Source organism: Enterobacter cloacae complex sp. ECC445 (assembly GCF_021892025.1).
Classification (GTDB): domain Bacteria; phylum Pseudomonadota; class Gammaproteobacteria; order Enterobacterales; family Enterobacteriaceae; genus Enterobacter; species Enterobacter chengduensis.
On record NZ_JAKLRZ010000020.1, the window covers coordinates 17936 to 37014 of the forward strand.

Consider the following 19079-nt stretch of genomic DNA (forward strand, 5'->3'; position numbering starts at 1 on the left):
ACATCCTCTTAATGCTTTGAATAAGGCGTTTCGATGCGATCGAGAAACAGCGTGGCGGCAAGCAGGTCGGCTGCGCCGCCCGGCGAAGCGTTAAGCGCCAGCATCTGACGGTCTAAGCTCGCCAGCGCCTGCTGGCCCGCAGCCGTTGCAGAGCCTCCGGCATTCAGCACCGCACGGGCGCCGTCCTGCATGGCGTCCAGCCCCTCCATTCCCGCGCGCGACAGCACGCAGGTGTCGGTGAGCGAGGTCATGATCGCCATCAGCGCGTCGATCCTGGCGTGCGCTTCGCTGCTGCCGCTGAGGCGGCTCAGGCGAAGCTGCGGCAGCGCGCGCTGCATAACGTGCGGAAACGCCCGCTGAGCCTCTTCGCGCGCGCCCGGCACGCGGTAGCGGTGCGTGGCGCGCAGGCCTTTGCTGAACACCTTCGGAGCCGCGTCGTCCGGCAGCGTTGCCAGCTGCGCGGCGGTGCGGGCGACGTCGTGCGCCCCTTCATTCCCGCCCAGCATCGCCACCGCGCTAACCAGCAGCCCCAGCGCCCAAATCGCGCCGCGATGGGTGTTTACGCCGCCGGTTGCAGCCATCATCTGCTGCTCGCCTTCACGGCCAAGACGGCCAACGGTTTGCCGAAGCGCAATATCTGCCGGACGCTGCCAGCTTTGCTGCGCCAGCGCCTGAAACGTCGGGGTCAGGCTGTGCGCGGAGCGCTCCATTAGCGCAAGGGATAAATCGTGGTGCGCGCCGTTCCCCCGACTGTCCACCAGACCGGGTTTCGGGCTTAAACGTGCTTCGTCAATCAGACACTGCGTGGCGGTTCGCGCCAGCCATTCGGCACCGCCTTCAACCTGAATCTGGGGCAGAAGTTTCATTACCAGCTCCGGAATTTCGCAGGCGGGTTGTACAAGCCGCCGGACCATTCAACGAGGTCCGACACGCTGCCTGCCGCCAGCAGAGAGCGGGTGGCGTCGGTGCGGCGAATGCCCATATCTTCCGGATACACAACCTTGCCGCTCTGGCGCAGTTCCGCCACGCGTTTAGCGTCCACGCCCAGGCCGATATCGGTGATCCCCGCCACGGCGGCAACCATCGCCCGACGCTCCTCAAGATCTTTGGCGCGATAGAGGTAGGCAATCCCCTCTTCCGTCAGCACGTGCGTCACGTCATCGCCGTAGATCATCACGGGCGCCAGCGGCATGCCGGAGGCTTTCGCCACGTCAACGGCATCGAGTTTTTCCACGAAGGTCGGCTTCACGCCCGCCTGGAAGGTTTCGACCATCTGCACGACGAGTTTTTTACCGCGCTGCATCGGGTCTGGTTCAGTGATCATGTTCAGCCAGGCCGGTGTGGCGTGGCGACGACCGTGCGGGTCGTGCCCCATGTTTGGCGCACCGCCGAAGCCGGAGAGACGGCCGCGGGTCACCGTTGAGGAGTTGGCGTAACCATCAACCTGCAGGGTTGAGCCGATAAACATATCGACCGCGTACTGACCGGCCAGCTGGCAGAACGCGCGGTTGGAGCGCATCGAGCCGTCGGCACCGGTAAAGAACACGTCCGGACGGGCGCGGATGTACTCTTCCATCCCCAGCTCGCCGCCGAAGCAGTGCACGCTTTCGACCCACCCGCTTTCGATGGCGGGGATCAGCGTCGGATGCGGGTTCAGCGTCCAGTGCTTACAGATTTTGCCCTTGAGGCCAAGCTGTTCGCCGTAGGTCGGCAGCAGCAGCTCAATCGCCGCGGTATTAAAGCCGATCCCGTGGTTCAGGGACTGCACCTGATGTTCCGCGTAGATGCCTTTGATCGCCATCATCGCCATCAGGATGTGCTCCTGTTTAATCAGGCGCGGGTCGCGGGTAAACAGCGGTTCGATAAAGAACGGCCTGTCGGCAACGACAACATAGTCAATCCAGGAGCCCGGAATATCCACGCGCGGCAGATCGCATTCGTCGTCCACCAGCTCGTTCACCTGCGCGATGACGATGCCGTCGTGGAAGGCGGCGGCTTCCACCAGCGCCGGGGTATCTTCGGTGCTCGCCCCGGTGTAGAGGTTGCCCTTGCGGTCTGCCTTAAAGCCGGCAATCAGCGCCACGTTGGGCGAGAGGTCGACGTAGAGGCGTGAGTAAAGTTCGATGTAGGTGTGAATAGCGCCGATTTCGAGCTGACCATCTTCCAGCAGCTGGGAGATTCGCAGGCTCTGGGTGCCGGAGAAGGAGAAGTCCAGCTTGCGGGCGATGCCTTTCTCGAAGATATCCAGATGCTCGCTGCGCCCGACGCTCGGCATGATCATATGCAGGTCGTGGACAACTTGCGGGTTCACTTCGGCCAGCGAGCGGGAAAGGAAATCCGCCTGCTTCTGGTTGTTACCTTCCAGAACGACCTTGTCGCCAGGCGCGATCAGTTTTTCCAGCATGGCGACGAGATCGCCGGTTGGCAGTACCTTGCCCTGCACCGGTACGGACGCCAGGCGACGCGCTTTTTCGCTGCGTCGCGTGTTCCATTGCCGGGTGGGTGTTTGCCCAGATAACATTATTAACCTCCTGATTCAGCTAATCATTTTGATTTGCTTAACGTTGAGTAAAGTGTGCGCTCTGGTGAGAAAGGCATCAATTAAGCGTAGAGCGGAATCATTAGCCTGAGAGTAATAATCAAGGTAAAGATTTGTGATCGGGATCAGTTCATGTTTCGGAAAACCAGGCTAAACGGGGTACAATTCGGAAAGTATCGTTAATATCTGACAAGAATCAGCATCGCCCTTATGACCCAAATCATTCCATCAGGCTTCGACATTGCAGCCGAAGACAGCACCGAGTTCGTGCCCATGCGCGGCGTGGCCAACTGCCATTTGCAGACCATGCTGCCGCGGCTGATCCGCCGCAAGGTTCAGTTCACGCCGCACTGGCAGCGGCTTGACCTGCCGGACGGTGATTTTCTGGATCTCGCCTGGAGCGAATCACCGGAGCAGGCGCGCCATAAGCCGCGGCTGGTGGTCTTTCACGGTCTGGAAGGCAGCCTGCACAGCCCGTATGCGCACGGCTTAGTTGAAGCGGCAAAAGCGCGCGGCTGGCTCGGCGTGGTGATGCATTTTCGCGGCTGCAGCGGCGAGCCAAATCGTCAGAAGCGTATCTATCACTCGGGCGAAACCGAAGACGGAACCTGGTTTTTGCACTGGCTGCGGGAAAATTACGGCACGGTGCCAACGGCGGCCGTGGGCTATTCGCTGGGCGGCAATATGCTGGCCTGTCTGCTGGCCAAAGAGGGCGAAAGCGTCCCGCTGGATGCCGCCGTTATTGTCTCCGCGCCGTTTATGCTGGAGCAGTGCAGCTACCATATGGAAAAAGGGTTTTCCCGCGTCTATCAGCGCTACCTGCTCAACCTGCTGAAGGCCAACGCGGCGCGTAAGCTGAAGGCCTACCCGGATACCCTGCCGGTCAGCCTGCACCAGCTGAAAAAGGTGCGCCGCATTCGCGAGTTCGACGATCTGATCACCGCGAAAATCCACGGCTTCGCCGATGCGATTGATTATTATCGCCAGTGCAGCGCCATGCCGCTGCTCAGCAAGATCGCCCAGCCGACGCTGATCATTCACGCCAAAGACGACCCGTTTATGGATCATCACTCGATCCCCGCTCAGGAATTCCTGCCCGACAACGTTCAGTATCAGCTGACCGAGCACGGCGGCCACGTCGGGTTTATCGGCGGGACGCTGCGCCGCCCGAAAATGTGGCTTGAGACGCGTATTCCTGACTGGCTAACCCCTTATCTGGACGGTGCAAAATGATTATTCCCTGGCAGGATCTGGCTCCCGAAACGCTCGATAATCTGATTGAAAGCTTTGTATTACGCGAAGGCACCGATTATGGTGAACAGGAACGCTCGCTTGAGCAAAAGGTCAACGATGTTAAGCGCCAGCTGAAAAGCGGCGACGTGGTGCTGGTGTGGTCAGAACTGCATGAGACGGTGAATATCATGCCCCGCAACGCGTTTCACGGCTGATCTTCCACTTTTTCAGTCAGGGAGTTGCTATGTCTGCCAGACATCCGGTTATTGCCGTTACGGGGTCGAGCGGTGCGGGAACCACCACCACCAGCCTCGCCTTTCGCAAGATTTTCGCCCAGCTGAATCTCCGTGCGGCGGAGGTCGAAGGCGACAGCTTTCACCGCTACACGCGTCCGGAGATGGACATGGCCATCCGGAAGGCGCGCGATCTGGGTAAACACATCAGCTACTTCGGCCCGGAAGCCAATGACTTCGGCCTGCTGGAACAAACCTTCATTGAGTACGGTCAGAGCGGCAAAGGGCAGTCACGCAAGTATCTGCATACCTATGATGAAGCCGTTCCCTGGAATCAGGTACCGGGCACCTTTACTCCCTGGCAGCCGCTGCCGGAACCCACCGACGTGCTGTTTTATGAAGGGTTGCACGGCGGCGTGGTCACCCCTCAGCACGACGTGGCGCGCCACGTGGACCTGCTGGTTGGCGTGGTGCCTATCGTAAACCTGGAGTGGATCCAGAAGCTGACGCGCGACATGAGCGAGCGCGGCCATTCGCGAGAGGCGGTGATGGACTCGGTGGTGCGCTCCATGGAAGATTACATCAACTACCTTACGCCGCAGTTCTCCCGCACCCACATCAACTTCCAGCGCGTGCCGACGGTGGACACTTCCAACCCGTTCGCGGCCAAAAGCATCCCCTCGCTGGACGAGAGCTTTGTGGTGATCCACTTCCGCAATCTCGAAGGCATTGATTACCCCTGGCTGCTGGCGATGCTGCAGGGCTCATTTATTTCTCACATGAATACGTTGGTGGTGCCGGGCGGAAAAATGGGGCTGGCGATGGAGCTCATCATGACGCCGCTGGTGGAGCGGTTGATGGAGGGAAAGCAGATTGCGTGACGTCTGTTGCCGGATGGCGCTTCGCTTATCCGGCCTACGTTCGTGCAGTTGTAGGCCCGGTAAGCGCAGCGCCACCGGGCTTTGTTTTTAAGCCTCGATCACTTCATACGAATGGGTGATTTTTACCGCTTTCTCCAGCATTAACGCCACAGAGCAGTACTTCTCCGCAGACAGATCCACCGCACGGGAAACCGCCGCGTCCTTCAGTGCTTTACCGGTCACCACAAAGTGCAGGTTAATGTGGGTGAACAGGCGTGGCGCCTCTTCGCGACGTTCTGACGTGAGTTTGACCTCACAATCCGTTACGTCATGACGGCCTTTTTGCAGAATCGACACCACGTCAATCGCGCTGCATCCCCCTGCCGCCATCAGCACCATTTCCATCGGGCTTGGCGCTTTATCGCCGGAGTTACCGTCCATCAAAATCTGGTGCCCCGACGCGGACTCGCCCAGGAACGTTAAACCTTCAACCCATTTCACGCGCGCTTGCATATTCTTAAACTCCAACGTTGCATTTTTGGTGACAGATTACGCGTGCGTTACATTTCTCGCAATGGAAGGCGACCTGCATCATGCTGAAGCGAGACACCAGGAGACACGCGGCGAAAGCTATGCTAAAACACTCTGGATGCTACAGTAATACATTGACGTTACACATGTATGCAGAGGACATCAAACTTTACTGGCTGCGAAACGTTACGGTAGCCGACTTCCCAGGGTATGGGTAAGAATTCGATTGCAACCCCAGAGTCCGGATGCATCTGATGACTCTGGTGACAGCTTATAACAGAGGATAACAGCGCATGGTGCTTGGCAAACCGCAAACAGACCCGACTCTCGAATGGTTCTTGTCTCATTGCCACATTCATAAGTACCCATCAAAGAGCACGCTGATTCACCAGGGTGAAAAAGCGGAAACGTTGTATTACATCGTTAAAGGCTCGGTGGCAGTGCTGATCAAAGATGAAGAAGGGAAAGAGATGATCCTTTCTTATCTGAACCAGGGCGATTTCATCGGTGAACTGGGCCTGTTTGAAGAGGGCCAGGAACGTAGCGCCTGGGTTCGTGCAAAGACAGCATGTGAAGTGGCTGAAATTTCTTACAAGAAGTTCCGTCAGCTGATCCAGGTAAACCCGGACATCCTGATGCGTCTTTCTTCCCAGATGGCGCGCCGTCTGCAGGTCACCTCAGAGAAAGTGGGTAACCTCGCCTTCCTGGACGTGACGGGTCGTATCGCTCAAACCCTGTTGAACCTGGCGAAACAGCCAGACGCCATGACCCACCCGGACGGCATGCAAATTAAAATTACCCGTCAGGAAATTGGTCAGATCGTCGGTTGCTCCCGTGAAACAGTGGGTCGTATTCTGAAAATGCTCGAAGATCAGAACCTGATCTCCGCCCACGGTAAAACCATCGTGGTCTACGGAACGCGTTAATTCCGCTTAAGCGGCGTGCCATCGCAAGGTGTCACGCCGTTTTTGTCTCTACTCCCCATGTGGCGCAGGCTGATCTATCACCCGGAAGTTAACTACGCACTGCGGCAAACGCTGGTGTTGTGTCTTCCCGTGGCCATAGGCCTGATCCTTGGACATCTTCAGCAGGGCCTGCTGTTTTCCCTCGTGCCCGCCTGCTGCAACATCGCCGGTCTGGACACGCCGCATAAGCGCTTTTTCAAACGCTTGATTATCGGTGGCGGCCTGTTTGCGGGCTGTAGCCTTGCGGTGCAGCTTCTGCTTGCCCGGGATATCCCGCTGCCGCTGATCCTGACCGTCCTGGCGATGACGCTGGGCGTCACGGCAGAAATCAGTTCGCTGCACGCGCGCCTGCTTCCCGCGTCGCTGATTGCGGCCATCTTCACCCTGAGCCTCGCCGGGAATATGCCGGTGTGGGAGCCGCTGCTGATCTACGCCCTCGGCACGCTGTGGTACGGGGTATTTAACTGGTTCTGGTTCTGGCTGTGGCGGGAACAGCCGCTGCGCGAATCGCTGAGCCTGCTCTACGTGCAGCTGGCGGAGTACTGCGAAGCCAAATACACCCTGCTGACCCAGCATACCGATCCGGAAAAATCCTTACCGCCGCTGCTGGCGCGCCAGCAGAAGGTGGTGGATCTGATAAGCCAGTGCTATCAGCAGCTGCATATGCTCGCCGCCAACAAGAACCACGAATATAAACGGCTGCTGCGCACCTTCCAGGTGGGGCTGGATCTGCAGGAGCATATATCGGTGAGCCTGCACCATCCGCAGGAGGTGCAAAAGCTGGTCGAGCGCAGCCACGCCGAAGCGGTCATCCGCTGGAACGCGCAGACCGTTTCCGCGCGCCTGCGGGTGCTGGCGGACGATATTCTCTATCACCGCTACCCCACGCGCTTTAACATGGAAAAACAGCTCGGCGCGCTGGAGAAAATTGCCCGTCAGCATCCGGATAACCCGGTCGGCCAGTTTGCCGCCTGGCACTTCAGCCGCATCGCCCGCGTGCTGCGCACCCAGCGCCCGCTGTATCCCCGCGACCTGATGGCGGATACGCAGAAGCGGCTGCCGCTATTGCCCGCGCTCAAAAGCTACCTGTCCCTTAAGTCGTCCGCTCTGCGTAACGCCGCACGGATTAGCGTCATGCTGAGCATCGCCAGCCTGATGGGCATGGCGCTGCATCTGCCGAAACCCTACTGGATCTTAATGACCGTGCTGTTTGTCACCCAGAACGGCTACGGCGCCACGCGGGTGCGTATTCTGCACCGGGCTGGCGGCACCATGGCAGGGCTGATTATTGCGGGCGTAACGCTGCACTTTCACGTGCCGGAAGGCTATACCCTGGCGGGGATGCTGGCGGTCACCCTGGTAAGCTACCTGATTATCCGCAAAAACTACGGCTGGGCGATGGTGGGCTTTACGGTAACGGCGGTATATACCCTTCAGCTGCTTACGCTCAACGGCGAACAGTTTATCGTTGCCCGCCTGATCGATACGCTGATTGGGTGTCTGATTGCCTTCGGCGGTATGGTCTGGCTCTGGCCGCAGTGGCAAAGCGGATTGCTGCGCCAGAACGCCCACGACGCGCTGGAGGCCGACCAGCAGGCCATTCGTCTGATCCTGAGCGACGACCCGCAGCCCTCCCCTCTGGCGTATCAGCGGATGAAAGTTAATCAGGCGCACAACGCCCTGTTTAACTCGCTCAGCCAGGCGATGCAGGAGCCGGGCTTTAACGCGCACTATCTGGCGGACATGAAGCTTTGGGTCACGCACAGCCAGTTTATCGTTGAGCACATTAACGCCATGACCACGCTGGCGCGCGAGCACACGATGCTGACGCCGGACCTGGCGCAGCGCTATTTGCAGTCGTGTGAAATTGCCCTGCAGCGGTGTCAGCAGCGTCTGGAGTATGACGCGCCGGGTGAGTCGGGGGATTCGAACATTCTGGAAGCGCCGGAGACGCTGACCCACGGGCCGATGAGCACGCTGGAGCAGCACTTGCAGCGCGTGCTGGGGCATCTGAACACCATGCACACCATTTCGTCGGTGGCATGGCGTCAGCGCCCGCATCACGGCATTTGGTTAACGCGACGGTTAAAACGAACCGAGTATTAGCCTTTAACGATCTTCCCGACCGCCGCGGCAAAGCGGGTGAGCCCGTCTTCAATATCCTTATCTTCCACCACCAGCGACGGCGCGAAGCGCATCACGTCCGGCCCCGCATTCAGCACCATTACCCCTTCGTGGGCTGCAGCATGCAGAAAATCGCGGGCGCGGCCCTTGTACTGCGGCTTGAGCTCAGCACCGATCAGCAGACCCATGCCACGAATTTCGCTGAACACGTCGTACTGCTCGTCAATCTTCTGCAGGTGTTTCACAAACAGCTCGCGCTTCGCGCTAACGCCGTTCAGCACCTCTGGGGTGTTGATAATGTCGAACGCGGCACCCGCCACGGCGCTCGCCAGTGGGTTACCGCCGTAGGTGGAGCCGTGGGAGCCAACGTGGAACGCGGAGGCGATCTCCTGGGTCGTCAGGACCGCGCTCACCGGGAAACCGCCGCCGAGAGCTTTGGCGCTGGTCAGGATGTCCGGCGTCACGCCGTAGTGCATATAGGCGAACAGGGAGCCGGTACGCCCCATCCCGCACTGCACTTCATCAAAGACCAGCAGCGCCTGATGCTCATCGCACAGCGCGCGCAGCCCCTGCAGGAATTCCGGGGTGGCCGCCGTCACGCCGCCCTCACCCTGGATCGGCTCAACGACTACCGCGCAGGTGTGGTCGTCCATCACCGCTTTCACCGCGTGCAGATCGTTAAACGGCACGTGAACGATGTCGGCCGGTTTCGGACCAAAGCCGTCGGAATACTTCGGCTGGCCGCCAACGGAGACGGTAAAGAAGGAGCGTCCGTGGAAGGCGTTGTGGAAGGCGATGATTTTGGTTTTGTACGGGCTGTGGCGGGTTGTGGCGTAGTAGCGCGCCAGCTTAAAGGCGGTTTCGTTGGCTTCGGTGCCGGAGTTCATAAACAGCACGCGCTCGGCAAAGGTCGCATCAATGATCTTGCGGCCCAGACGCAGCGCCGGCTCGTTGGTGAACACGTTGCTGGTGTGCCACAGGGTTTCGCCCTGGGTTTTCAGCGCCTCAACCAGCGCGGGATGACAATGACCCAGCGCCGTGACCGCAATACCGCCCGCGAAATCCACATACTCTTTACCCTGTTGATCCCAGACGCGGCTGCCTTTCCCCTTCACCGGGATAAACTCAGCCGGTGCATAAATCGGCAGGATCACTTCATCGAATGTTGCGCGGGTAATTGCTGGTTGTTCAGTTGCCATGTCATGCCCATCCATTTTACGTCACAGTGCTTGTGAAAATATAACCACAAAATATGCATAAAAAATCACAGTAAGGCAACAGATATTCAGCGATGGAGGAAATTAGCCAGCAGGTCATGCCCCTGCTCGCTGAGGATGCTTTCCGGGTGGAACTGCACGCCCTCGAGGTCCCACTCGCGGTGGCGAATCCCCATGATCTCCTGGGTATCGCTCCAGGCCGTCACCTCAAAGCAGGCGGGCAGCGTCGGCGGGTCAATGACCAGGGAGTGGTAGCGCGTCACGGTTAACGGATTATTGAGCCCCGTGAATACCCCGGTGCCGGTATGCGTGACCGGCGAGGTTTTTCCGTGCATCACTTTCGCGGCACGCACGATGGTGGCGCCAAACGCCTGGGCAATCGCCTGATGGCCCAGGCAGACGCCCAGAATGGGCAGCTTGCCGGCATAGTGGCGGATAACCTCCAGAGACACGCCGGATTCTGACGGCGTGCAGGGGCCGGGTGAAATCACGATTTTCTGCGGCGCCAGCGTCGCAATCTCGGCGAGATCGATCTCGTCGTTGCGACGAACAACCACCTCTGCACCCAGTTCGCAAAAGTACTGGTAAAGGTTCCAGGTGAAGGAATCGTAGTTATCAATCAGCAGAATCATGGCGGCTCCCGAAAAAAATGCCGCCCTATTCTACTCAGATTCCCGCGCTTCGCTCACTACTTTGGCAAAGATCGCGTTTAGCGCCGTCAAGTCGCCCGTTGCGCCGCTGCGGTTAGCCGCCACCCACTGCTCGGGATCGATATCGCGCCAGTCCAGCGCGTAACCCGCGTGGATGGCCAGCTGCTCAAAGAATACGCGCTGGGCAATGCCGTTACCGCGCACAAACGGGTGCAGCATATTGATTTCGCAGTAATAGTGGCTAGCTCTGTCAACAAACGTCGCGCGCTCAAGCCCCGCAAGATACTTTTCGCTTTCCAGCGCCGCCATCAGCTCGTTACCCATCTTTTCGATGTACTCAAAGTGGCAGAAGGGAATGTCATCCTTAAAAATATCGTCGGTACGGAATTCGCCGGCCTGCTTCATCTCTCTGCGGTAGAGATGGCGGTGAATAAGGCACAGATGGGGCAACCCGGGCGCGGAAGGCCCCAGCGCCAGCGTTTCAATATGAGGTTCTGAGGGACCATGACCTTTTTCAAGGAGACAACTGGCCTGAAAGTTGACGCTACGCTGCTGCTCCCAGAGACGGGATTTTTGCTTGTCGGTGAGTTTTTTCACTAAACGCCTCCCTGAATAGTCCGTTTGCCACAAGTATAAGCAGCAAAACGCGCTTTCGCAGGGAGGGTCACAACACGGGCGAGCATCGCCCGTGTCGAAGAAGGTTACGGCAGAACTTTTGCAGAGAGGATGACGACAGGTTTTGACGGCACATTCTGGTACGGCCCGACGTCGTGCGTTTGTACCTGTGAAATCTTGTCCGCCACGTCCATCCCCTTCACGATTTTACCGAAGACGGCATAGCCAAAATCGCGCTGGCCGTGGTCGAGGAAGGCGTTATCCGCGACGTTGAGGAAGAACTGGCTGGTCGCGCTGTCTTTGTCTGCCGTACGCGCCATGGAGATGGTACCGCGCTTGTTCAGCAGGCCGTTGTCCGCTTCGTTTTTAATAGGTGGGTTCGGCTGTTTCTGCTGCATCTGCTCGTTAAAACCGCCGCCCTGAATCATAAAGCCCGGGATCACGCGGTGGAAGGTGGTGTTGTTATAGAAACCGCTGTTCACATAGTCGAGGAAGTTTTTCACAGAAACCGGAGCTTTCTGGCTATTCAGTTCCAGCTCAATGTTCCCGGCAGAGGTAGTCAGCAGAACGTGAGGGTCCCCTTTGGCTGCCAGCGCAGCAGGGGAAACGGCAGAAAGAGCAAACACAGCTGCGACAGCCGCCAGCGTTGATTTGAGCATGAGAATTCCTTAACAAAGCGCAGTATAAAAAGCGAATGGCTTGATTCTAAAGAGCAGTATGAACGGAGACCAGCCTTTTACCTAATTTTACGAAATTGAAACAGTTGTAACCACGCAAACGATTGGTTAGAGCGCCTTTTTATGTGATCCGGATCACATAAAAACCTGCAATGAAGTTCAAATTTCTCTTAAAAGATATGAATAGATCACTTTAATGTCTAAAATCTGCCCGCTCTCAGCGCCCGCCGGGCGCGTTTGTTTTTTTGAACAGGCCAGACATGACTAACAGCAATCGCATCAAGCTCACATGGATCAGCTTCTTCTCCTACGCCCTGACCGGCGCGTTGGTGATCGTCACCGGGATGGTGATGGGGAATATCGCAGACTACTTCCAGCTGCCCGTATCCAGCATGAGTAACACCTTCACCTTCCTCAATGCAGGGATCCTGATCTCTATCTTCCTGAACGCCTGGCTGATGGAAATCGTGCCGCTGAAAACCCAGCTGCGTTTTGGCTTTGTGCTGATGGTCGCCGCCGTGGCGGGCCTGATGCTGAGCCACAGCATCGCCCTGTTCTCCGCCGCGATGTTCGTGCTCGGCCTGGTCAGCGGGATCACCATGTCGATCGGTACGTTCCTCATTACCCACATGTATGAAGGCCGCCAGCGCGGCGCGCGCCTGCTGTTTACCGACTCCTTCTTCAGCATGGCCGGGATGATTTTCCCGATGGTTGCCGCCGTTCTGCTGGCGCGCAGCATCGAGTGGTACTGGGTCTACGCCTGCATTGGTCTGGTCTACGTCGCGATCTTTATCCTGACCTTCGGCTGTGAATTCCCGGTGCTGGGCAAACAAGCGCAAACCACCGCAGAGCCCGTTGCGAAAGAGAAATGGGGCATCGGCGTGCTGTTCCTCTCCATCGCCGCCCTGTGCTACATCCTGGGCCAGCTGGGCTTTATCTCCTGGGTGCCGGAATACGCCAAAGGCCTGGGCATGAGCCTGAACGACGCGGGCAAGCTGGTAAGCGATTTCTGGATGTCTTACATGTTCGGCATGTGGGCGTTTAGCTTCATCCTGCGCTTCTTCGATCTGCAGCGCATTCTGACCGTGCTGGCGGGCCTGGCCACCGTGCTGATGTATCTGTTCATCAACGGTTCCCCGGACAATATGCCGTGGTTCATTATGACCCTGGGCTTCTTCTCCAGCGCGATTTACACCTCGATCATCACGCTGGGCTCCCTGCAGACCAAAGTGGCCTCGCCGAAGCTGGTTAACTTCGTGCTGACCTGCGGCACCATCGGCACCATGCTCACCTTCGTGGTCACTGGCCCGATCGTGGCCCACAGCGGCCCGCTGGCGGCGCTGCACACCGCTAACGGTCTGTATGCCGTGGTGTTCATCATGTGCTTCGTTCTGGGCTTCGTGACCCGCCACCGCCAGCACAACGCGGCAGCAGCGTCTCACTAAACCCTATGCCCCTTTGCGCTCGGCAGAGGGGCTGTTTCTGGCAAAGCTAACCTCCTCTCCCCCGATATCCATCTGGATCCACGTCTGCGCCAGCTGCGTCGTGGCGATCACCCGCCCCTGACGAATCGACCAGCGCACCGGCACCTGACAGCGCACCGCTTCAAACCCGCTCTCCGCAGGCAAAATCACCAGATTCGCCGGATTGCCCGTGGCAATACCGTAATCGCTCAGGCCAAAGGTTCGGGCGCTGTTGTGGGTTATCAGATTCAGGCCGCTGTGGATTTGCGGATAGCCCATCATCTGGCAAACGTGTAGCCCCATGTGCAGCACCTGCAGCATGTTGCCGGTGCCGAGCGGGTACCACGGGTCGAAGACGTCATCGTGGCCAAAGCAGACGTTGATGCCCGCTTCCTGCAGCTCTTTCACCCGGGTGATGCCGCGGCGCTTCGGATAGTCGTCAAAGCGTCCCTGGAGGTGGATATTGACCAGCGGGTTAGCGACGAAGTTAATCCCCGACATCTTCAGCAGACGGAAAAGCCGCGAGGTATATGCCCCGTTGTAGGAGTGCATGGCGGTGGTATGGCTGGCCGTCACGCGCGGGCCGATCCCTGCCTCGTACGCCAGCGTGGCAACCGTCTCGACAAACCGCGACTGCTCGTCGTCGATTTCATCGCAGTGAATATCCAGCGGACGGTCATACTTCTTCGCCAGCTCGAAGGCGATATGCAGCGACTGCACGCCATACTCGCGGGTGAACTCGAAGTGCGGGATCGCCCCCACCACGTCGGCCCCCAGCTTTATTGCCTCTTCCAGCAGCGCCGCGCCGTTCGGGTAAGAGAGGATCCCCTCCTGCGGGAACGCGACGATTTGCAGCGTCACCCACGGGGCGACCTCCTGCTTCACCTCCAGCATCGCCTTCAGGGCGGTGAGCGACGGGTCGGAGACATCCACGTGGGTGCGAACAAACTGGATGCCGTTGGCAATTTGCCACTTCAGCGTTTTCCAGGCGCGCGCTTTGACATCCTCGTGACTGAGCAGCGCCTTGCGTTCCGCCCAGCGCTCAATGCCTTCAAACAGCGTGCCGGACTGATTCCAGTTCGGCTCGCCCGCCGTCTGGGTGGTATCAAGATGGATATGCGGCTCGATGAACGGCGGGAGAGCAAGCCCGCCGCGCGCGTTCAATACTTCATAACTTTCGGCGCGGGTGTCGTCCATCGGGGTGATGTCACCAAATCGCCCGTTCTCAATGGCGAGTTGCCACAGTCCTTCCCGACCCGGTAAACGAACATTCTGCACAAGCCATAACGGTGATGTAGACATACCTTCTCCTAAAACGCCGCCGATAATCCGGCATCTCGATTTTTGTAAAACCGCCCCTGATTTGTACACAAATTCAGCGAGCACGAAAAGCCTGCGATTTCCGCTACTTATAAAAATCCTGACAAATCAGACATATACCCCCTAAGGGGTAGGCGAAGACGTATTTGATTTGCATCAATAAGCGCCACTGCTGAATCGTTAAGGTAGGCAATAATAGAAAAGAAATCGAGGCAAAAATGAGCAAAGTCAGACTCGCTATCATCGGTAACGGCATGGTCGGCCACCGCTTTATTGAGGATCTCCTCGATAAGGCCGATGCTGAGCGGTTCGATATTACCGTGTTCTGTGAAGAACCCCGCAAGGCGTACGATCGCGTGCACCTCTCTTCCTACTTCTCCCATCATACCGCCGAAGAGCTCTCTCTGGTGCGCGAAGGTTTCTACGAGAAGCATGGCGTAAACGTGCTGGTGGGCGAACGCGCCATCACCATTAACCGTCAGGAAAAAGTGATCCACTCCAGCGCCGGACGTACGGTTTTTTACGACAAGCTGATCATGGCGACGGGCTCGTACCCTTGGATCCCGCCGATTAAAGGTTCTGAAACTCAGGATTGCTTCGTTTACCGTACGATTGAAGATCTCAACGCCATCGAATCCTGCGCCCGCCGCAGCAAGCGCGGCGCGGTGGTCGGCGGCGGCCTGCTGGGTCTGGAAGCCGCGGGCGCGCTGAAAAACCTCGGCGTTGAAACCCACGTCATCGAATTTGCCCCGATGCTGATGGCCGAACAGCTGGACCACATGGGTGGCGACCAGCTGCGTCGTAAAATCGAAAGCATGGGCGTGAAGGTTCACACCAGCAAGAACACCAAAGAGATCGTGCAGGAAGGCACCGAAGCCCGCAAAACCATGCGCTTTGCCGACGGCAGCGAGCTGGAAGTGGACTTCATCGTCTTCTCCACCGGGATTCGCCCACGCGACAAGCTGGCGATCCAGTGCGGTCTGGCCGTGGCGCAGCGCGGCGGGATCATGATTAACGACACCTGCCAGACCTCCGACCCGGATATTTACGCCATCGGCGAATGCGCCAGCTGGAACAACCGCGTGTACGGCCTGGTGGCGCCGGGCTATAAAATGGCGCAGGTCGCCGTGGACCATATCCTCGGCAGCGAAAACGCCTTCACCGGCGCAGACATGAGCGCCAAGCTGAAGCTGCTGGGCGTGGACGTGGGCGGCATTGGCGATGCGCATGGCCGCACGCCTGGCGCTCGCAGCTACGTCTATCTCGACGAAAGCAAAGAGGTCTACAAACGCCTCATCGTCAGCCAGGACAATAAAACCCTGCTCGGCGCGGTGCTGGTCGGCGATACCAGCGACTTCGGTAACCTGCTCCAGCTGGTGCTGAACGCCATCGAGCTGCCGGAAAACCCGGACGCGCTGATCCTCCCGGCGCACGCCTCCAGCGGCAAACCGTCCATCGGCGTGGATAAACTGCCGGACAGCGCCCAGATTTGCTCCTGCTTCGACGTCACCAAAGGCATGCTGATCTCCGCGATCAACAAAGGGTGTCACACCGTTGCGGCGCTGAAAGCGGAAACCAAAGCCGGTACCGGCTGCGGCGGCTGTATTCCGCTGGTCACCCAGGTGCTGAACGCCGAGCTGGCGAAACAGGGCATCGAAGTGAACAACAACCTGTGCGAGCACTTTGCTTACTCTCGCCAGGAGCTGTATCACCTGATCCGCGTGGAAGGCATCAAGTCCTTCGACGAACTGCTGGCGAAACACGGCCAGGGTTACGGCTGTGAAGTGTGTAAACCGACCGTCGGCTCCCTGCTGGCCTCCTGCTGGAACGAGTACGTGCTCAAACCCGAGCACACGCCGCTGCAGGACACCAACGACAACTTCCTCGCGAACATTCAGAAAGACGGCACCTACTCCGTCATCCCTCGCTCGGCCGGGGGCGAAATCACGCCGGAAGGGCTGGTGGCCGTGGGCCGCATCGCCCGCGAATTTAACCTGTACACCAAAATCACCGGTTCCCAGCGCATCGGCCTGTTTGGCGCGCAGAAGGACGACCTGCCGGAAATCTGGCGCCAGCTGATTGAAGCAGGCTTCGAAACCGGCCACGCGTACGCCAAGGCGCTGCGTATGGCGAAAACCTGCGTGGGCAGCACCTGGTGCCGCTATGGCGTGGGCGACAGCGTCGGCTTCGGCGTGGAGCTGGAAAACCGCTATAAAGGCATCCGCACCCCGCACAAAATGAAGTTCGGCGTCTCGGGATGTACCCGTGAATGTGCGGAAGCCCAGGGTAAAGACGTGGGGATTATCGCCACCGAAAAAGGCTGGAACCTGTATGTCTGCGGTAACGGCGGGATGAAACCACGCCACGCGGACCTGCTGGCCGCGGATCTCGATCACGACACGCTGATTCAGTATCTCGACCGCTTCATGATGTTCTACATCCGTACCGCCGATAAGCTGACCCGTACCGCCTCCTGGCTCGATAACCTGGAAGGCGGCATCGACTACCTGAAAGCGGTGATCATCGACGACAAGCTGGGCCTGAACGAACATCTGGAAGCAGAGATGGCTCGCCTGCGCGAAGCGGTGATCTGTGAGTGGACCGAAACCGTGAATACCCCGGCGGCGCAGACGCGCTTCAAACACTTTATCAACAGCACTCAGCGCGACCCGAATGTACAGGTTGTGCCAGAGCGTGAACAGCATCGTCCGGCGACACCGTATGAACGTATCCCGGTCACGCTGGTGGAGGAAAACGCATGAGCCAGTGGATAACCATCTGCGATATTAACGACATTATCCCCGCAACCGGCGTCTGCGCGCTGCTGGGCAACGAGCAGGTTGCGATTTTCCGCCCTCGCCACGATGAACAGCTCTTTGCCATCAGCAACATCGACCCGTTCTTCGAGGCCAGCGTGCTCTCCCGTGGGTTGATTGCGGAGCATCAGGGCGAACTGTGGGTCGCCAGCCCGCTGAAAAAGCAGCGCTTCCGTTTACGTGACGGACTGTGCATGGAAGATGAAAACTACTCGGTGAAGCACTACGACGTTCGCGTGAAGGACGGCAAGGTGCAGCTACAGGGCTAATTCCCTCGCCTTTTCAATATGAAAAGCTTATGACCCCTTATGGGTAACGGCAGGAAAAACCGTATATTTTCGGCGATTCCTGCTGTTATCCTGACGTCAATTCCTGTCCCTCCATGAATGCTGTGAGGTAATGTCGTGGATCACCTGCCGATTTTTTGTCAATTACGCCATCGCGACTGCCTGCTTGTGGGCGGCGGCGATGTGGCCGAGCGCAAAGCGCGCCTGCTGCTGGAAGCGGGGGCCCAACTGACCGTCAACGCCCTCGCCTTCGCCCCGCAGTTTGAGGTCTGGGCCCGGGAAGGGATGCTCACGCTGGTTCAGGGAGAGTTTGACGAATCCCTGCTGGATACCTGCTGGCTGACTATAGCCGCAACGGATAATGATGACGTGAACCAGCGCGTCAGCGATGCCTGCGAAGCGCGCCGCATTTTCTGCAACGTGGTGGATGCGCCGAAAGAGGCCAGCTTTATTATGCCGTCGATTATCGACCGCTCGCCGCTAATGATTGCGGTGTCGTCCGGCGGACGCTCGCCGGTTCTCGCCCGGCTGCTGCGGGAAAAACTGGAGGCCATGCTGCCCCAGCACCTCGGTCAGATTGCCCACTACGCCGGGCAGCTCCGCGCCCGCGTGAAGCAAACCTTCGCGACCGTGGGCGAGCGCCGCCGCTTCTGGGAAAAATTCTTTGTGAACGACAGGCTGGCGCAGTCGCTGGCGAACCAGGACACTAAAGCCGTTGAAGAGACGACCGAACGGCTGCTGAGCGAGCCGCTGGATCACCGCGGTGAAGTGGTGCTGGTTGGCGCGGGCCCGGGCGATGCGGGCCTGCTGACGCTGAAAGGCCTGCAGCAGATCCAGCAGGCGGATATCGTGGTTTATGACCGTCTGGTCTCTGACGACATTATGAACCTGGTGCGTCGCGACGCCGACCGCGTCTTCGTGGGCAAACGCGCGGGCTACCACTGCGTGCCGCAGGAGGAGATTAACCAGATCCTGCTTCGCGAGGCGCAGAAAGGCAAGCGCGTGGTGCGCCTTAAGGGCGGCGACCCGTTGATCTTTGGGCGCGGCGGCGAGGAGCTGGAAACCCTGTGCAGCGCAGGTATTCCGTTCTCCGTGGTGCCGGGCATTACGGCGGCATCCGGTTGCTCAGCCTACTCAGGTATTCCGCTGACCCACCGGGATTACGCCCAGAGCGTGCGTCTGGTGACGGGCCACCTCAAAACTGGCTGCGAGCTGGACTGGCATAACCTGGCCGCCGAAAAGCAGACGCTGGTGTTCTATATGGGGCTGAATCAGGCCGCTACCATTCAGGCGAAGCTGCTGGAGCACGGCATGGAGGCGGATATGCCCGTCGCGCTGGTGGAAAACGGTACCACCATAACGCAGCGCGTGGTGGATGGCGTGCTGACCCAGTTAGGCGAGCTGGCGCAGCAGGTTGAAAGCCCGGCGCTGATCGTGGTAGGCCGCGTGGTTGAACTGCGCGAGAAGCTGAACTGGTTCTCTCATCATTAACGTATAGCACGTTGGCATTGCGGCTTTTAGTCGGGTGGCGGCTTCGCCTTACCCGACC

The 19079-nt window shown here is 58.7% G+C and carries 17 protein-coding genes; 9 read left to right on the forward strand and 8 right to left on the reverse strand.

Annotation, left to right across the window (positions count from 1 at the left end):
• Window positions 1-8 precede the first annotated feature (8 nt).
• Entirely contained in the window at window positions 9-866 is an 858-nt protein-coding gene (locus L6R44_RS15455; RefSeq protein WP_237424692.1) for a triphosphoribosyl-dephospho-CoA synthase, read from the reverse strand.
• Window positions 866-2521, reverse strand: a complete 1656-nt coding sequence (gene mdcA / locus L6R44_RS15460) for a malonate decarboxylase subunit alpha (protein WP_237424693.1) — start codon at window positions 2519-2521, stop codon at window positions 866-868. The genes L6R44_RS15455 and mdcA overlap by 1 nt, the downstream gene beginning before the upstream one ends.
• A 228-nt stretch (window positions 2522-2749) precedes the next feature.
• Here mdcA and L6R44_RS15465 point away from each other — a divergent pair, with 228 nt between their 5' ends.
• From L6R44_RS15465 to L6R44_RS15475, 3 genes are read left to right on the forward strand one after another with little or no spacing between them, the layout of a single operon-like run.
• The gene (locus tag L6R44_RS15465) at window positions 2750-3772 is read left to right on the forward strand and encodes a hydrolase (protein WP_237424694.1); all 1023 of its coding nucleotides are present in this window, start codon (window positions 2750-2752) and stop codon (window positions 3770-3772) included.
• Window positions 3769-3987, forward strand: coding sequence for a YheU family protein (locus L6R44_RS15470; RefSeq protein ID WP_008503016.1), 219 nt, complete (start codon window positions 3769-3771; stop codon window positions 3985-3987). Before L6R44_RS15465 ends, L6R44_RS15470 begins: the two co-directional genes overlap by 4 nt.
• A 29-nt stretch (window positions 3988-4016) precedes the next feature.
• On the forward strand, window positions 4017-4886 hold the full coding sequence (locus L6R44_RS15475; protein ID WP_032644550.1) for a phosphoribulokinase: 870 nt from the start codon (window positions 4017-4019) through the stop codon (window positions 4884-4886).
• 87 nt (window positions 4887-4973) lie between these two features.
• Here the strand turns inward: L6R44_RS15475 and L6R44_RS15480 are convergent, their stop codons facing one another.
• Complete coding sequence (locus L6R44_RS15480; RefSeq protein WP_014885509.1) at window positions 4974-5378, reverse strand: OsmC family protein; 405 nt, start codon at window positions 5376-5378, stop codon at window positions 4974-4976.
• Window positions 5379-5689: 311 nt separating this feature from the next.
• On the opposite strand from L6R44_RS15480, the gene crp reads away from it, so the two are divergent.
• Entirely contained in the window at window positions 5690-6322 is a 633-nt protein-coding gene (crp, locus tag L6R44_RS15485) for a cAMP-activated global transcriptional regulator CRP (protein ID WP_000242758.1), read from the forward strand.
• 57 nt (window positions 6323-6379) lie between these two features.
• A complete protein-coding gene (locus tag L6R44_RS15490) occupies window positions 6380-8467 on the forward strand; it encodes a YccS/YhfK family putative transporter (RefSeq protein ID WP_237424754.1) in 2088 nt (695 codons plus the stop codon).
• Here L6R44_RS15490 and argD read toward each other — a convergent pair.
• From argD to ppiA, 4 genes are all read right to left on the reverse strand, one after another.
• Window positions 8464-9684 carry a bifunctional acetylornithine/succinyldiaminopimelate transaminase gene (gene argD, locus L6R44_RS15495; protein WP_237424695.1) on the reverse strand — a complete coding sequence of 407 codons (1221 nt, stop codon included), beginning with the start codon at window positions 9682-9684 and terminating at the stop codon, window positions 8464-8466. The genes L6R44_RS15490 and argD overlap by 4 nt on opposite strands.
• Window positions 9685-9770: 86 nt before the next feature.
• Window positions 9771-10334, reverse strand: a complete 564-nt coding sequence (gene pabA, locus L6R44_RS15500; protein WP_237424696.1) for an aminodeoxychorismate synthase component 2 — start codon at window positions 10332-10334, stop codon at window positions 9771-9773.
• A gap of 30 nt (window positions 10335-10364) precedes the next feature.
• A complete protein-coding gene (locus L6R44_RS15505; RefSeq protein ID WP_237424697.1) occupies window positions 10365-10949 on the reverse strand; it encodes a putative adenosine monophosphate-protein transferase Fic in 585 nt (194 codons plus the stop codon).
• Window positions 10950-11053: 104 nt separating this feature from the next.
• Window positions 11054-11626 carry a peptidylprolyl isomerase A gene (ppiA, locus tag L6R44_RS15510; protein WP_032644556.1) on the reverse strand — a complete coding sequence of 191 codons (573 nt, stop codon included), beginning with the start codon at window positions 11624-11626 and terminating at the stop codon, window positions 11054-11056.
• A gap of 278 nt (window positions 11627-11904) precedes the next feature.
• Between ppiA and tsgA the strand changes: the two genes are divergently transcribed.
• A complete protein-coding gene (gene tsgA, locus L6R44_RS15515) occupies window positions 11905-13089 on the forward strand; it encodes an MFS transporter TsgA (RefSeq protein WP_237424698.1) in 1185 nt (394 codons plus the stop codon).
• Between the two features lie 3 nt (window positions 13090-13092).
• Here tsgA and L6R44_RS15520 read toward each other — a convergent pair whose 3' ends face one another.
• Window positions 13093-14409: a cytosine deaminase gene (locus L6R44_RS15520; RefSeq protein WP_237424699.1), complete on the reverse strand. Its 1317-nt coding sequence runs from the start codon at window positions 14407-14409 to the stop codon at window positions 13093-13095.
• Window positions 14410-14645: 236 nt separating this feature from the next.
• Here L6R44_RS15520 and nirB point away from each other — a divergent pair, with 236 nt between their 5' ends.
• The 3 genes from nirB (at window position 14646) to cysG (ending at window position 19021) form a co-directional block, all read left to right on the forward strand.
• A complete protein-coding gene (nirB, locus tag L6R44_RS15525) occupies window positions 14646-17189 on the forward strand; it encodes a nitrite reductase large subunit NirB (RefSeq protein WP_237424700.1) in 2544 nt (847 codons plus the stop codon).
• Complete coding sequence (gene nirD / locus L6R44_RS15530) at window positions 17186-17512, forward strand: nitrite reductase small subunit NirD (protein ID WP_237424701.1); 327 nt, start codon at window positions 17186-17188, stop codon at window positions 17510-17512. The genes nirB and nirD overlap by 4 nt, the downstream gene beginning before the upstream one ends.
• A gap of 135 nt (window positions 17513-17647) precedes the next feature.
• Window positions 17648-19021 (forward strand): siroheme synthase CysG, encoded by a 1374-nt coding sequence (gene cysG / locus L6R44_RS15535; RefSeq protein WP_237424702.1) that lies wholly within the window; start codon window positions 17648-17650, stop codon window positions 19019-19021.
• Window positions 19022-19079 lie beyond the last annotated feature (58 nt).